Raw genomic sequence first — 15,006 nt, 5'->3', positions numbered from 1 at the left:
GGCCCTTCCTTACTCGGCCATCGGGATGCGGACGCCGGTGCGCTCGGCCACCGCGCGGGCGTCGTCGTAGCCGGCGTCGACGTGCCGGATGACGCCCATCGCCGGGTCGTTCGTCAGCACCCGCTCGATCTTCTGCCCCGCGAGGGCGCTGCCGTCGGCCACGCAGACCTGCCCGGCGTGGATGGACCGGCCGATGCCGACGCCGCCGCCGTGGTGGATCGACACCCAGGACGCGCCGCTGGCGGTGTTCACGAGCGCGTTCAGCAGCGGCCAGTCGGCGATCGCGTCGGAGCCGTCGGCCATCGCCTCGGTCTCCCGGTAAGGGCTGGCCACGCTGCCGCAGTCCAGGTGGTCCCGGCCGATCACCACCGGCGCGCTCAGCTCGCCGGACGCGACCATCTCGTTGAACCGCACCCCGGCCCGGTCCCGCTCGCCGTAGCCGAGCCAGCAGATCCGCGCCGGCAGACCCTGGAACGCGACCCGCTCGCCGGCCATCCGGATCCACCGGGCGAGGGACTCGTTCTCCGGGAACAGGTCGAGGATCGCCCGGTCGGTGGCGGCGATGTCCTTCGGGTCGCCGGAGAGCGCGGCCCAGCGGAACGGGCCCTTGCCCTCGCAGAACAACGGCCTGATGTACGCGGGCACGAACCCGGGGAAGTCGAACGCCCGCTCGTATCCGCCGAGCTTGGCCTCGCCCCGGATCGAGTTGCCGTAGTCGAAGACCTCCGCGCCCGCGTCCAGGAAGCCGACCATCGCCTCCACGTGCTTCGCCATCGACGCGCGGGCCCGGTCGGTGAACTCGGCCGGCTTGGCCGCCGCGTAGTCCCGCGCGTCGCCCGGGTCCACGCCCTCCGGCACGTACGACAGCGGGTCGTGCGCGCTGGTCTGGTCGGTCACGATGTCGATGGCTACGCCCCGGCGCAGCAGCTCGGGGAAGACGGCGGCGGCGTTGCCGACCACGCCGACGCTGAGCGCCCGCCGGTCCCGCCTGGCCGCGAGCGCCCGCTCGATGGCGTCGTCCAGCGAGTCGGCCACCTCATCGAGGTAGCGGTCGTGCACCCGGCGGTCCAGCCGCGACCGGTCCACGTCCACGATCAGGCAGACGCCGCCGTTCATGGTGACGGCGAGCGGCTGCGCCCCGCCCATCCCGCCGCAGCCGGCGGTGAGCGTCAGCGTGCCGGCGAGCGTGCCCCCGAAGCGCTTGGCGGCGACGGCGGCGAACGTCTCGTACGTGCCCTGGAGGATGCCCTGGGTGCCGATGTAGATCCACGAACCGGCGGTCATCTGCCCGTACATGGTCAGGCCCAGCGACTCCAGGCGGCGGAACTCCGGCCAGGTGGCCCAGTCGCCGACCAGGTTGGAGTTGGCCAGCAGCACGCGCGGCGCCCACTCGTGGGTCCGCATCACACCGACCGGCCGGCCGGACTGCACCAGCATCGTCTCGTCTTCGCGCAGCTCGGTGAGCGTGCGCACGAGCGCGTGGTACGACGGCCAGTCCCGGGCCGCCTTGCCGGTGCCGCCGTAGACCACCAGGTCGTCGGGGCGCTCGGCCACCTCCGGGTCGAGATTGTTCATCAGCATCCGCAGGGCGGCCTCCTGCGGCCACCCCTTCGCGGTGCGGGTGACGCCGCGGGCGGCGCGGACGGGCTGGTGCATCTCGTACTCCTCTCAGCCGAGGAACAACTGGCGGCGGGCGGCGGACGACTCGAACGCCTCGAGCCGGTCCTGGGTCTCGGCCGGTGCGGCGTCGCAGATCGCCTGGAGCACCACCATGGCCAGGGTCATCGGTGCGGTGTGCAGGTCGAAGACGAGGTCGGCGCCGACGGCGGCGGGCAGCACCACCTGGGCGTGCTCGGTGGCCGGGCTCACCGGCGAGTCGGTGATCGCCACGACGGTCAGGCCGGCGTCCCGGGCCTCGCGCAGCGCCTCCAGGGTCTCCCGGGGGTAGCGGGGCAGCACGAACGCGAGCATCGCCGTCGCGCCGGCCGCCACCGCCTGGTCCAGGCGGTCCACGAGCATGCTGCCGCCGTCGTCGAACACCCGTACGTCCGGGTGCACCTTCGCCGCGAAGTAGGCGAAGTAGGCGGCCAGCGGCGCGGCGGCCCGCAGCCCGAGCACCGGCAGCGGGCGGCTGGCGGCGAGCAGGCGGCCCACCTCGGCGACCCGGTCGGCGTCGGCGAGCTGCGCGGCGAGCCGGTCGAGGTTGTCCCGTTCGGCGTGCACCGCCCGTTGCAGGGCGTTCCCGGCGCGGTCCTGGTCGGCGGCGTCGCGCGCGCCCAGCTCGCGCAGGCGGCGGCGCAGCGCGGGGTAGCCGTCGTGGCCGAGCGCCATGGCGAACCGGGTCACCGACGGCTGGCTGACGCCTGCGAGCTCGGCCACCTCGGCGGCGGACAGGTACGCCGCCGCGCCCGCGTGCCGCACCAGGCAGTGCGCGATGCGGCGCTGCGTCGGGGTGAGCCGTACGCCGTGGAAGAGGTCGAGCAGGCGGTCAGGGGAGGCCGCACCGCTTTCATTCACGAGCCGACTCTATGCATGAAAACTTTCAGAGCGCAAGCGTCGCGCGACCGCAGGGAGGTCCGATGAGCGTGCTCTCTGTACTATCCGCACGGCGGGTGAACAGAGGAGTGGGGCATGCAGCCGGAGGGGCCGTACAGGTTCACCGAGACGTTGGGCGAGTGCCAGGTCGGCCGGGCGTGGGCGGCTCTCGACGGGCAGGACCGCCCGGTCACCGTCGCCGTCCTCGAAGGCGCCGCCGCCGGTGACCAGCGCTGGCGGGAGGCGTTCGCCAACGCGGCGAACGTGCTGGCCCAGACCCCCGGCGGCCACCGGTACGTCAACGCCGACTTCGCCGCCGCCGAGCCCTGGATCGCGTACCCGTCCGAAGAGGAAGGTGCGGCCGAGCGGCTGTTCCGCAGCCTCGGCATGGACTACCAGCGCACCCCGACGGCCGAGATGCTCCCACCGCCCCCGGCCGCCGCCCCGGTCTCCCCGCCGTCCCAGTTGCCGTGGGTTCCGCAGCCCTGGGCGATGGCGGCCCAGCCGATCTCCGGCGCGCCGATGTCCCCGGCCGCCGTCTCCGCGACCTCCGGGGTCCCCGCGCAGTCCGCCGTCTCCGCGCCACCCGCCGTCGGCTCGGCGCCGGTGGCCACCGACCCGCTGGACCCGTCCGGCGGACGCCGGATCGCCCCGGTGCAGCCGGCGCCGAAGCGGCGCGACTGGATCTCGATCGTCGGCGCCCTGGTGCTCACCCTGGTCGCCGGCACCGCCGGGTTCTTCCTGGGCGCAGGACGCGAGAAGGAGGCCGCGACGCCCACGCCGTCGGCCAGCCCGTCGCTGCCGCCCTACGAGGCCACGCAGCTCGCCATCAACAAGGCCAAGTTCGAGGGTGAGCTGGCCCCGCTGGTCGAGCCCTGGCTGACCCGGATCGGCGGCTGCACCGTCTACGACCAGCCGGGCGCCCCGAAGCTGCCGGCGGACGAGAAGGGGCACGTGTTCTGCCACTACGGCGGCGCGTGGCTGCACTTCACGCTCTACCCGGGACAAAAGCAGAAGGACACCGCGCGGGCGTACCGCCAGCAGCTCAACCTGGCCGGCGGCTCGCTGGCGCCGGGGCTGCGCGAGGCGAGCACCACGAAGGGCGGGGTGACCGGCAAGCCCGGCAGCTACGTCGAGTACGCCTTCGAGGGCGAGGACGGCCGGGCGATCTGCGGCGTCTGGTGGGACCCCGACGACATGCAGGGGGCCTTCTACATCGAGACGCTCTGCAAGGACGGTGTGGACGGCGACTGGGACGCCCTGCGCGACCTGTGGCAGCGCGGCAGCTGACCGCCGCGCCGCGTCATGCGGCGCTGATCCGCGCGACCGGCTCGACCCCGCCGGTGACCTGCTCGACGCGGTAGGCGGCGAGCGCCTGCCGCCAGGCGTCCACCTCGTCGCCGACGACGTGCGAGCGGATCAGCCAGACGCGCGCCCCGTCGCCGCGTTCGGCCGCCAGCTCGACCGCGTGCCGGAGACCGGCCTGCACGGCAGTCGTGTCGTGGCCGGGCACCACCACGACGTCGGGCCGGTCGGGCATGTCGACCCACCAGCCCACCGTGTTGCCGTGCGGCACCACCAGTCTCAGCCGCTCGTGCCGGGAGTAGAACGCGAACCCGTACCAGGCCGCGTTGTTCATGACCACGACGTCGTTCGGGAGCCGGTGCCGGGCCACGTACTCGGTCGCCGAACGCACGTCGGTGACGGCGATCGCCGTGTAGTAGAGCCCCGGCTCGTTCCCGTCGAACCGGTACCAGTGGCTGTTGCCGGCCGCGTACCCCCCGAGCACTACCGCGCAGACGGCCGCGGTCAGGACGGCGGGCCGCACCCGGGGGAGCCGGCGGCAGGCCAGGTCGGCCGCGCGGCTCGCCGACCCGGCGACCCCGAGCCCGGCCACCGCGGCGGCGGTGACGAGCAGGAAGTGCGAGGTACGCAGTTCCAGCAGCGGATAGACCTTCGCGACGCCGACGATCGTCGCCACCACGGGCAGGAGCATCACGGCGACCGCGGCGGCGGGCCGGCCGTGCCGGCGGAGCGTCAGCGTGCCGGCCACGAGCAGGGCGACCACCACCAGCCCGGGCGCGCCGACCACCGGCATCAACGTGTCGACCTGCCGCGCCAGGTAGCCGGGCAGCTCGGTCACCCCGGGGAAGTTGCCGGCCCAGAACTGCTGCATCGGTACGTTGCGGCCCTGCATCGAGATGCCGAAGTAGACGCCGGTGAGGACCAGCCCGGCGTTGAGCCCGGCCACCGCCACCTCGACCAGGCGTAGCCACTGCCGCCGGACCGTGGTGACCAGCAGCAGCCCGCCGAACGCGCACGGCGCCACGATCGCGGTGACGTGGCTGACCAGCATGCCCGCGGCGACGGCGGCGGTCAGCACGTTGAGCCGCCGCCGCGACCACCGTTGCTCGACCCAGGCGACCAGGGCGAGCACGCCCACGGCCACGGCGGCGTCGGCGGTGTACTGCTTGAGGTCGTGGCGCACCTGCTGGGCGGGGAGCAGCAGGACCGCCGCCGCGCAGGCCGCGCCGGCCACCACGCCCCGGCCGGGCGTCGACCACCGCAGCGACCTGCCGAGCCCGTACGCCGCCACGACCGCGAGCCCCTGGAACGCCAGCGTGACCAGCCGCAGGTCGTCCGGGTCGGGCACCAGCCGCAGCAGGAAGCTCCAGCCGAGCGGGCTGGACGATGTGGTGACCGGCAGGTCGCCCAGCGGGAACCGGACGGACAGCGCGACCCACGCCTCGTCGAGCCAGTACGGCGCGCCGAGCATGGTCTTGACGTCGTGCAGGATCGGCAGCAGGCACAGCAGCGCGAGGACGGCGGTGCTGTCCCACAGGATCGGGCGGGGCCCCGGCGGTCGGCCCGCCGCCGCGCCGGTTCTGTCCACATCGGCTGGTTCCACCCGTGTCACCACGTAGATCCCTATCCCCGCCTGCCGACCGGCCGTCACCCTAACCCACCACTCAGGTGCGTCGACAGGCCCGGAACTGCGGGTCCGCGTCCCCGTCCCCGGGGCTGGTGCCGATCGGCCACTGCTGATCCGTACGATCGTGCGGTGCGCGTGTTGGCTGACCGGATCAGGGGCGTGGAGCGCAGGGTCCGCTACCTCGGCCTCGGCCTCGTCGTTCTGGCGGCCGGGTTCCTGCTGACGGGCAGGTGGCAGCTCGCGCTCGGGGTCGCCGTCGGCGCCCTGCTCGGCTGGGTGCTGACGGACCCGGTCCGGATCACCTGGGCGGTCTTCGTCATCGCGTTCGCCGTCCCGGTGACCATCGACGTCGGCTATCCGACGAATCCCTCGTACGCGCTGCTGCTGGTCCTGTTCCTCCTCGCCGCCTGGGGGCGGGTGCTGCGCGCCGAACGCGACGGGTGGCCGCCGAAGGCGCTCGCGGCGGCGCTCCTGCTCCCGGCGTGCGCGGTGCTCGCGGGGCTCGTCCACTGGCACGGGGTGAAGCCGATCGCGGTCGGCGTCGCGCCCCTGCTGTGCTTCGGCGTGCTGGCCTGGCACCTCGCCGAGGAGGCACGGCACGACCGGCGGACCGTCCGGCGGATCGCGGAGGCGCTCACCTGGTTCAGCGTCGCCGTGGCCGTGTTCGCCAAGTACCAGACCGCTTCCCGGAGCTGGCCGATCTTCGACCAGTTCGCTTACGACTGGACCTACACCTCGGCGTTCGACGCGACCCGGGCGGTGGGCCTGTCCGGGCACCCCATCATCTACGGCACGTTCGCCATGGCCATGGTGCTCGTCGCGCTGACGCTCCGGGGCCGGTTCTGGTACGTGCCGGTCACCGCCAACCTCGTCGGCCTGGTGCTCTCCGGCACCCGCAGCGCCTGGGTGGGCACGGTTCTCGCGCTCGGGGTCTGGCTGTTCCTCCAGTGGCGGAAGGTCAGCTGGCGCGGCCTGGGCGCCACTGCCGCCGTCGCCGCGGTCACCTTCACGCTCGTGGCGGTCAACCCGCCGGCCCTGCGGCCCGACACCACCACCGCCGCACCCACGCCGAGCCCGGCCGCTCCGGCAGCGAGTTCGGCGGCGCCGGCCCCCGAATCGCCCGCTGCCACGCTGAGCCCGGCCACGCTGAGCCCGGCCGCGCCGAGTCCGGCCGCGCCGAGTCCGGCCGCTCCGGCGCCTCCGGCGGCGAGTTCCCTGCCGCCGGAGCCCGTCGCGCCGACCCCGGCCGCGCCCACCGCCAGCGCCGTGGACTCCGTCGACGTGGCGGGATCACGGATCTCCGACCCGGCCAGCGCCGACGCCCGCTTCACGCGCATGAGCGTCGTCTGGGACGGCATCACCCGCGACTGGTCCACAGTCGTCTTCGGCAACGGGCCGGAGGCAAACGTGCGGTTCCTGGAGAACGTCGGCATCGGCGACGGCCAGGCCCAGGTCTTCGACAACACCTACCTGACGTTCTGGTACAACTTCGGCCTGATCGGACTGGCCTGCCTGCTGGCGCTCCTGGTGCTGCTCTACCGGCACCTCCGGTCGCTGCCGGCCCGCCTCCTGCTGGTCGGGTTCGCGGCCCAGATCTTCTTCTTCGACGTGTGGCTGTGGCTGGGCGCCGTGGCCGTGCTGCTCCTGGCGGTCGCGCTGGGCGCCGCCGACAACCCCTCCCTGTCGGCGCGGGCGCTACCGGTGCCCCGTCGCCGGCAACCTGGCGCGCAAGCCGCCGCCCCGGCCGCCGCCGGCCCCCGTCAGCCAGCGGCCGGCGCGGCGGCCGGATCCGGCTCGGCGCCCGCCGCGCGCCCGGGCAGCGCAGGCGCGTCGGGACCGTCCTGACCCGGCCGATCCGGCGGCTCGCGCAGCGCGGGCGGCGTCCAGTCCTTTCCCCGCAGCGCCGGCTTCTCCACCAGATGCCAGGAGAGCATCGCCAGCCCGAGGCTGAGCACGGCGCTGACCAGGAAGAACCCGGCCACGCCGAGAGCCGGCAGGCCGAACTTGGCGAGCACCTGCTGCACCACGAACGAGTAGATGTAGACCCCGTACGAGTAGTCGTTGTCGCGGCCGACGCGGTGCAGCACGCGCGGCAGCCGTACGGCGAGCCAGAGGACGGCGTACGCGTAGGCGAGCAGCGCCGGTGCGAAGAACGCCCCGTCGACGGCGTACACCCCCGGGCCGACGAAGTCGCCCCGCACGGCGAGCCAGCCGACCGTCCCGAGCGCGAGCACGCCGAGCACGTCGTTCATCGGCAGCCGGTCGCGGTACAGCTCGGCGGCCCCGCCGGCCAGGAACATGAACCCGAACCAGAGCAGGTAGGTCTTCTGCAGCGCGCCGAGCATCGGCAGCGGACCGACCGCCCCGCTGGTCCAGAGCGCCGCACCGGGCTGGAGGTGGTTCCAGCAGAGGACGCCGAACACCGCGACCACGGCGAGCAGCGTGACCCAGCGGAGCTGCCGGCGCAGCACGGTCAGCGCGGCCAGGACGGCCACCGCCAGATAGCAGTAGATCTCGTAGGCGAGCGTCCACAACGACCCGTTGACGGTGTTCCCGCCCTGCCAGTGCCAGTACGGCGTGTCACCGCGCAGCAGGTCGGCGATGCCGAACTGCCGCAGCCCGCCCCACCAGTTCAGCCGCAGGTAGTCGAGCACGCCGCCCGGGCTGCGCCACAGCCCGTCGAGCGTGCCGTGCCGGTCGAGGTACAGCAGGGGCGCCACGACCAGGCCGGTGAACAGCAGGCAGACCCACAGCCCGGGCCAGATCCGCAGCGCCCGGTGCCGCAGGAAGCGGGGCACCGAGTTGCGTCGCGCCGAGCCGACGACGAGGAAACCGGAGATCGTGAAGAAGCCCGCCACCGCCAGGGCGCCCAGGTCGACCCGGTGCAGCAGCGGACGCCCGAACCCGAGGGCGGCGGTGTGGGACAGCACGACGGCCAGCGCGAAGACGAGCCGCAGCGCGCCGAAACCGTTGGCCCGCCCGTGGTACGCGCTCGCCAGCGGCTGCGACACGAGCGCACGCCGGACGGCGGCCTTCAGGAGAGGAGACACGCGGACCGTCCCGGCTCAGCCGGCCACCGGCGGGCGGGGCGCGGGCACCCGTGAACCGATCAGCCCGGCCGCCCGGTGGTGCCGGCGGGCAGCGGGCGGCAGGCCGACCAGGAACTCGGGGAACATGCCGAAGAAGATCCGGGCGCTGCGCAACTCCAGCGTGTGCGCCGGTGACCACCGCACCGAGTTCGTCGCCCGCGCCCAGTGGTGGGTCCACCGCACGTCACCGAGCAGGGCGACCGGGAAACCGCGCTGCCACGCCCGCAGGCCCAGCTCGTGGTCCTCGTAGTAGAGGAAGAAACGCTCGTTCCATCCGCCCAGCTCGACGAGGTCCCCGGTGCGTCCGGCGACCGCCGCCCCCATCAGCCAGGCGACGTAGCGGACCTCGCCCGGCTCGGCCACCATCCGGTACGACTCGTGCAGGCGGGACAGCGGCCACAGCTTCCGGTTGCCGAGCTTCGCGGTGGCGTACGGGAAGCCACGCCCGTTTGGTTGCGGGGTCCCGTCGGTGGAGAGCAGTTGGGGCGCCACCAGTCCGCCGTGCACGTCCAGGTGCCGCGCGAGCACCTCCAGCCCGTCCGGGCGGACCTCCAGGTCCGGGTTCGCGAAGAGGACGTACCTGCCGGCGGCCTCGTGCAGCGCGACGTTGTTGGCCCGGGAGAAGCCCACGTTCTCCGGCAGCCGGACGACCCGCGCGCCCAGCTCCCGGGCCACCGCCGCCGAGTCGTCGGACGACGCGTTGTCCACCACGATCCACTCGTACGGCTTCTCGCCGCGCCAGCAGCGGCGCAGCGTGTCCGCCGAGTTGTAGGTGACAGTCACGACACTCCACGGGTGTCCCGTCATCACGCTCTCCGAACTGTCAGATAGCTGAGCAGGGTCGCGAAGCCGAACCGCTTGCCGGTCCACTGCCGGCGGGCGGCCGGCCCCTGCCGCAGGCCGTGTCCCACGCCGCGCAGGAACGGCCGCAGCAGGCCCTGGCGGACCCGCCGGGCGGCGAGTGCGACGTGCGCCAGCGCGAGGACTGGCAGCGCGACGAGCAGCAGCGGCCAGGTGAGGGTGCGCGCCGCGACCAGGAGCCGGTTGCGGGCCAGGAGGAACGCCCGGAAGCCCTGGAGCCGGTCGTCGCCGTCGACGCTGTGCCCACCGGCGTGCGGGAGCATCAGATCCAGCGCCCGGGTACGAACCCCCGAGGCGTGGAGCCGCAGGGCGAGGTCGGCGTCTTCACCCCAGGCGAACAGGTGCTCGTAGAATCCGCCGAACCTGCGGTACAGCTCGGTGGGGAAGACCGCCGCGCCGCCGGACGGGCCCAGTGGCGCCCGTGCCGTCGTGGCGGACCGGTCGATGAACAGCGAGACCGGGTTCAGGTCGATGCCCACGTACTCGCCGCCGTGCATGGCCAGGCCGACCGCGACCGGGGTGCCGGGGTCCTCCGCGACGGCGGCGCAGATGCGGGCCAGCGCGCCGTCGGGCAGCCAGACGTCCGGATTCAGCAGCAGCACGTGGCCGGTGGTGGTGGCCGCGACGGCCCGGTTGCAGCCGGCCGCGAAGCCCGGGTTGGACGAGTCGGGAAGGTACCGGTACCGGTCCTGGTCGAGGCATCCGGCGATGATCTCCGCGCAGCCGTCCTCGGGCCAGTTGTCGGCGAAGACGAACCGCACCGGCAGCCCTTCGGCGCTGCGTACCCAGGTGGGCAGCGTTTCGGCGAGCATGCCGGCGGACCGGTACAGCACCGTGACGACAGTCAGTTCCACGGCGGTCACCGCAGCGACCGGTACAGGCTCTGCCAGCGCGTCACGCACCGGTCGAAGGCGTACTCCTGGGCGTACCACTCGGCCACGCCCCGCCGCTCCTCGGCGGGCCCGGCCTGGGCCAGCGCCCGGCGGACGGCGCCGGCCAGCGCGGCGGGGCTGGGGTCGGCCCGGACGGCGAGCGTGCCGGTGGCGTGCCGGGTGACCTCGGCCAGCCCGCCGGCCCCGGTGTGCACCACCGGTACGCCCAGGGACAGCGCCTCCAACGCGCTGAGCCCGAACGACTCGACCCGCGACGGCACCAGGAGGCAGTCGATCCCGCGGAGGAAGTCCGCCGCGACGACCCGGCCGACGAGTTCCAGGTTCGGCCGGGCCGCGATCGGCAGCGAGCCGGCCCCGGCGACCCGGACGTCCATCTCCGGCAGGTGCGCGGCGGTCTCGGCCAGCAGGTCCGCGCCCTTCTCCCGTTCCAGCCGGCCCAGGTAGCCGACCACTGGACGCCGGCCGGACGCCGGCGCGTCGGCGGGTTTCGGGGCGGGCCAGTCGGCCGGCAGCGGGTTGGGGATCAGGTGGACGTTCCGGACGCGGCCCCGCTCACGCAGCTCGGTGGCCTCGAACTCGGACACCGCCACCGTCGCGTGCGGCCGGAGGCGGCGCATCGCCAGGTCCAGCGCGATGTTGGACTGGGTGGCGGCCTTCTGCTGCCACGACCCGGCGGTGTCCCGGTACTGCCAGAGGCTGTTGTGCAGGGTGACCACGAGCGGGGTGCGGTCCAGGCTGAGCGCGGCCCGCGCGTGCATCGCGGCGGACAGCAGGTGGGCGCAGACCACGTCCGGCTTCACCTCGCGGACGAGACGGCGGATCTGACGCGCGTAACCGAGGTCGATCCGGCTGGTCGCGCCCAGCCCGACCCACGGCACCCCGGCCTCGCGCAGCGACCGGCCCACCTCGTCGTCGGAGGTGGCGGCCACCACGTCGACACCGGTACGGGCGTGCGCCGGCACCAGCTCGGCGAGCATCCGTTCCGCGCCGCCCAGCTGCCGCCGCCCGGAGCCACCCGTCGTGCAGACGAAGAGCACCTTCACGACGCACGCAGCCCCGCGACGGCCCCGCGCGCTATCGCGCGGCGCACGGAGTCGCGGCCCACCGCCGCCCGCAGCAGGATGCCGCAGACGTACGCGGTGGCCGCCACGCGACCACGGCGGCCGCCCAGGTCCCGGCTGGCCCGGATGAACTCCCGGGTACGCCGCTCGGAGATCTCCTCCGCCGACCAGCGCCGCTTGGCCGTCGCGTCGTCCTCGTGCATGATCACGGCGTCGGCGACGTACGCCAGCCGTTTGCCCTGCCGGCGTACCGCCCAGCACAGCCGCATGTCCTCGGAGTAGAAGAACGACGTCTCGTCGACTCCGCCGATGGCGTCGAAGGTGCTGCGCCGCAACGCGACGAACGGCCCGGTCAGCCAGTCCGCCTGCTCCGGGGGCGCGACGATCCGCAGGCGCGGCACCACGAGGCTCAGCCCGGTGGCGTGGCCCAGCCCGACCCCCATGGTCAGGAACCGGCCGCCCTCGGTCTGCGGCACGCCCTCCGGCGTCACCACAGCGGGGAAGGCGGCGCCCACCTCCGGGTCCTCCAGAGCTGTCAGCAGCCGGGCCACCGCGTCACCGTGCACGACGATGTCGTTGTTGGAGAGGATGACGTGCGCCCTGCTGGTGTGCCGTACGCCGAGGTTCATGCCGCGGGCGTACCCCAGGTTCGAGCCGGACTGGACGTAGGTGACGCCCTGCTGGGCGCAGAACCCGCTCAGCGCCTCGCGGATCTCCGCCGAGCTGCCGTTGTCCACCACGACGATCTCGGCCTCGGCGGGCAGGGACAGCACGCAGTCGCGGGTGCGGTGGAAGTCCTCCCAGGCGAGAACCACGATCGAGACGTCCATCTCACACCATCCCAGGATTCGGCGGCTGCGCCCGGCGCAGGCTCGCTCTCGACGCGAACGCGTGTACGGCGTAGGCGAGCGAGGAGGCGACCGCCGCCCCGACCACACCGGCCCACGGGATGACGCCGAGGTATGCCGGAACCGCGACCGCCGACGTGACCACGGCGACCACAGTGGTCGCCCTCTCACCCCGCCGCTTCAGCAGCAGGGCGCTCCAGCTCTTTCCGGCCGCCGTGGCCAGCGAGCCCGGCAGGAGCAGCAGCCCGAGGAGCCAGGCGTGCCGGTACTCCGGCGCCAGGAAGCCCAGCACGCCGAGCCCGACGATCGCGGCCAGGGCGATCGGCAGGGCCGCCGTCACCACCGCCCGCGTCGGGTCCGGGCCGTTCCCGCCGTCCCGGTCGGCGAGGATGCGCTGTGCCCGCACCACGGCGCCGGCCTGCGCGAACTCCAGGGCCGCGACCGCCAGCGCGTAGACGCCGAGCGGACCGGCCCCGGCGAACCGGGCCACCAGGACCTGGTTGAACCGCAGCGTCATCATCTGCGCGAAGATGCCCAGGTGCAGGCTCCCGGCCGCGAGCAGGTCGGCCCGGAGGTCCGCGCCGGTCGAGGTGGGCGCCGGGGCCGCCCCGGCCCGCCGCAGCCGGACCAGGACCAGGCCGCACACGGCGAAGGCGCTGAGCCACTGCACCGCGAGCCACACCATGCTCCACACGCCGCCGTCGAGCCGGCCGGCGGCGTAGAGGGCGGCGTACCCGGCGACCAGGACCGCGCCGCTCGCCGCGCGCATCGCGTAGACCAGCCGGAAGCTGCGCTGCCGCAGGGCGAGCGACGAGACCGTGTTGAACACGGTCAGACCCACCGCGGACCCGACGCCGACCAGATAGGCGCCGACGCCCGCCGCCGCGGTGAGCAGCGCGGCGGCGACACCGGAGAGGAGTACGGCGACGCCGAGGATCGCGATCACGTACGTCCGTCCCCGGGACTGCACCCAGCCGGCCGGACGCGAGATGAGGAAGGTGTCGAGCGACAGCCCGCCGACGGCCGCGCCGAGCGTCGCGCTCACCATGTTTGCCGACAGTTCGCCGCGCTCCGCCGCGGGCAGCGCCACCGACATGACCGCCGCCAGGCCGGTCAGTCCCAGCGCGCCGAGATAGAGGCGCTCGGGCGCGACGAGCCGCCGCAGCAGACCGGCCGCCCGGTGCCCGGACGGAGGCGTCGTGCCGGGGTCCGACGAGGACTGCGCGGCGTCGACCAGCGAACCGCCTGTCACTCGTCGCCCCCGAACGGTGCGGCACAGGTGCGGGTACGGCGGTAGTCGGGCAGGAGCCCGGCCGTACGCGCGTGGGCCAGGCTCGGCGCGGCGGCGTCGCGGGCCGACAGCACCGGCGCCTCGGCCGGCCAGTCGATCGCCAGGTCCGGGTCGAGAGGGTGCACCGTGTGCTCGGCGCCCGGGTTGTAGGTGGTGGAGCAGAGATAGCTGAGTGTGGCGTCGTCGGTCAGCGCGCAGAAACCGTGCCCCAGGCCCTCGCTGAGATAGACGGCTCGCCGGTCGACGTCGTCCAGCCGCACCGCCTCCCACCGGCCGAACGTCGGCGAGCCCACCCGGATGTCCACCACCAGGTCGACCACGGCCCCGCGTACGCAGGTCACGTACTTGGCCTGGCCGGGCGGGACGTCGGCGAAGTGGATGCCGCGGACCACGCCCCGCGCGGAGACGGACAGGTTGCCCTGGGCGAGCCGCAGCGGACGCCCGACCACCTCGGCGAGCCGGTCGAACCGGTACCACTCCATGAACAACCCGCGGGAGTCGCCGTGCTGCCGGGGCGTGATCTCCCACGCCCCCTCGATACTCAGCGGCCGGATCTTCATCCTTCGGTCCCGCTCCGCTCGGCCAGCAGGCCCAGCAGGTATTCGCCGTAGCCGCTGCGGGTCAGCGGATGGGCGAGCACGCGCAGCCGCTCGTCGTCGATCAGCCCGGACCGCCAGACCACCTCCTCGACGCAGCCGATCTTCATGCCCTGGCGCTCCTCGATCACCCGGACGAACTCCGCGGCCTGCATCATCGAGGTGAACGTGCCGGTGTCCAGCCACGCCGTGCCCCGGTCGAGGACCGTCACGGTCAGCTCGCCCCACGCCCGGTACGTCTCGTTGACCGCCGTGATCTCCAGCTCGCCGCGCGCGCTCGGCGTCAGCTTGCGGGCGATGTCGACCGCCCGGTTGTCGTAGAAGTAGAGGCCGGGCACCGCGTACCGGGACCGGGGACGGGCCGGCTTCTCCTCGATCGAGAGCACCCGGCCGTCGGCGTCGAACTCGACCACGCCGTACGCCTGCGGGTTCGCCACCGGGTACGCGAAGACCCGGCCGCCCGCCGGTTCGCCGTGCTGGGCGAGCTGCCGGCCGAGCCCGACGCCGTGGAAGATGTTGTCGCCGAGGATCAGCGCCACCGACTCGTCGCCGATGAAGTCCGCGCCGAGCACCAGCGCCTGCGCGATGCCCTCCGGACGGGGCTGTTCGGCGTACGCCAGCCGCAGCCCCCACTGGCTGCCGTCGCCGAGCAGCCGCTCGAACTGGGCGCGGTCCTCCGGAGTGGTCACCACCAGGATCTCCCGCACGCCGGCCATCACCAGAGTGGAGAGCGGGTAGTAGACCATCGGCTTGTCGAACACCGGCATCAGCTGCTTGGAGACGGCCCGGGTGATCGGCCACAACCGGGACCCGGTGCCGCCGGCGAGAAGGATTCCACGCACTCGCGGAGACTACCCGTGACGCCGTCACCACCGTGGCCCGTCGACGTCCCGCCTGCGC

General features: G+C 73.9%; 13 protein-coding genes. 2 read left to right on the top strand and 11 right to left on the bottom strand.

All coding sequences use genetic code 11. The annotated features are described in order from the left end of the window. Window positions 1-9 precede the first annotated feature (9 nt). On the bottom strand, window positions 10-1,656 hold the full coding sequence (hutU, locus tag HA073_RS02590) for a urocanate hydratase (protein ID WP_166455606.1): 1,647 nt from the start codon (window positions 1,654-1,656) through the stop codon (window positions 10-12). Between the two features lie 12 nt (window positions 1,657-1,668). Next, window positions 1,669-2,517, bottom strand: coding sequence for a MurR/RpiR family transcriptional regulator (locus HA073_RS02585; RefSeq protein WP_104114461.1), 849 nt, complete (start codon window positions 2,515-2,517; stop codon window positions 1,669-1,671). 114 nt (window positions 2,518-2,631) lie between these two features. On the opposite strand from HA073_RS02585, the gene HA073_RS02580 reads away from it, so the two are divergent. Beyond that, complete coding sequence (locus HA073_RS02580; protein WP_113971893.1) at window positions 2,632-3,825, top strand: hypothetical protein; 1,194 nt, start codon at window positions 2,632-2,634, stop codon at window positions 3,823-3,825. A gap of 13 nt (window positions 3,826-3,838) precedes the next feature. Here HA073_RS02580 and HA073_RS02575 read toward each other — a convergent pair whose 3' ends face one another. Next, the gene (locus HA073_RS02575; protein ID WP_166455605.1) at window positions 3,839-5,443 is read right to left on the bottom strand and encodes a hypothetical protein; all 1,605 of its coding nucleotides are present in this window, start codon (window positions 5,441-5,443) and stop codon (window positions 3,839-3,841) included. Between the two features lie 153 nt (window positions 5,444-5,596). Between HA073_RS02575 and HA073_RS02570 the strand changes: the two genes are divergently transcribed. Continuing rightward, window positions 5,597-7,312, top strand: a complete 1,716-nt coding sequence (locus HA073_RS02570) for an O-antigen ligase family protein (RefSeq protein WP_166455604.1) — start codon at window positions 5,597-5,599, stop codon at window positions 7,310-7,312. Here the strand turns inward: HA073_RS02570 and HA073_RS02565 are convergent. The 8 genes from HA073_RS02565 to rfbA are packed head-to-tail and all read right to left on the bottom strand — an operon-like array spanning window position 7,228 to window position 14,948. Further along, a complete protein-coding gene (locus tag HA073_RS02565; RefSeq protein WP_166455603.1) occupies window positions 7,228-8,517 on the bottom strand; it encodes an acyltransferase in 1,290 nt (429 codons plus the stop codon). The two genes, HA073_RS02570 and HA073_RS02565, sit on opposite strands and share 85 nt — an antisense overlap. A gap of 15 nt (window positions 8,518-8,532) precedes the next feature. Further along, entirely contained in the window at window positions 8,533-9,339 is an 807-nt protein-coding gene (locus tag HA073_RS02560) for a glycosyltransferase family 2 protein (RefSeq protein ID WP_309227978.1), read from the bottom strand. 23 nt (window positions 9,340-9,362) lie between these two features. Then, on the bottom strand, window positions 9,363-10,271 hold the full coding sequence (locus HA073_RS02555; RefSeq protein ID WP_233514569.1) for a glycosyltransferase family 2 protein: 909 nt from the start codon (window positions 10,269-10,271) through the stop codon (window positions 9,363-9,365). Between the two features lie 5 nt (window positions 10,272-10,276). Then, the gene (locus HA073_RS02550; protein ID WP_064446932.1) at window positions 10,277-11,353 is read right to left on the bottom strand and encodes a glycosyltransferase family 4 protein; all 1,077 of its coding nucleotides are present in this window, start codon (window positions 11,351-11,353) and stop codon (window positions 10,277-10,279) included. Continuing rightward, window positions 11,350-12,201, bottom strand: coding sequence for a glycosyltransferase (locus HA073_RS02545; RefSeq protein ID WP_166455601.1), 852 nt, complete (start codon window positions 12,199-12,201; stop codon window positions 11,350-11,352). Before HA073_RS02545 ends, HA073_RS02550 begins: the two co-directional genes overlap by 4 nt. Window position 12,202: 1 nt before the next feature. Continuing rightward, on the bottom strand, window positions 12,203-13,471 hold the full coding sequence (locus tag HA073_RS02540) for a hypothetical protein (protein ID WP_274477528.1): 1,269 nt from the start codon (window positions 13,469-13,471) through the stop codon (window positions 12,203-12,205). After that, window positions 13,468-14,070, bottom strand: a complete 603-nt coding sequence (locus tag HA073_RS02535; protein WP_043326171.1) for a dTDP-4-dehydrorhamnose 3,5-epimerase family protein — start codon at window positions 14,068-14,070, stop codon at window positions 13,468-13,470. Before HA073_RS02535 ends, HA073_RS02540 begins: the two co-directional genes overlap by 4 nt. Next, complete coding sequence (gene rfbA / locus HA073_RS02530) at window positions 14,067-14,948, bottom strand: glucose-1-phosphate thymidylyltransferase RfbA (protein ID WP_043326169.1); 882 nt, start codon at window positions 14,946-14,948, stop codon at window positions 14,067-14,069. The genes HA073_RS02535 and rfbA overlap by 4 nt, the downstream gene beginning before the upstream one ends. Window positions 14,949-15,006: the final 58 nt, after the last annotated feature.

Source organism: Micromonospora sp. CMU55-4 (assembly GCF_011602315.1).
In the GTDB taxonomy this organism is placed as follows: Bacteria; Actinomycetota; Actinomycetes; order Mycobacteriales; family Micromonosporaceae; genus Micromonospora; species Micromonospora chalcea.
The sequence above is the reverse complement of the archived record's forward strand: the minus strand, read 5'-3'. Positions and strand labels throughout refer to the sequence as shown.

Coding starts and splice junctions, on each gene's coding strand:
- HA073_RS02545 (WP_166455601.1), bottom strand. CDS start 12,201: ATGGACGTCTCGATCGTGGTTCTCGCCTGGGAGGACTTCCACCGCACC.
- HA073_RS02535 (WP_043326171.1), bottom strand. CDS start 14,070: ATGAAGATCCGGCCGCTGAGTATCGAGGGGGCGTGGGAGATCACGCCC.
- HA073_RS02580 (WP_113971893.1), top strand. CDS start 2,632: ATGCAGCCGGAGGGGCCGTACAGGTTCACCGAGACGTTGGGCGAGTGC.
- hutU (WP_166455606.1), bottom strand. CDS start 1,656: ATGCACCAGCCCGTCCGCGCCGCCCGCGGCGTCACCCGCACCGCGAAG.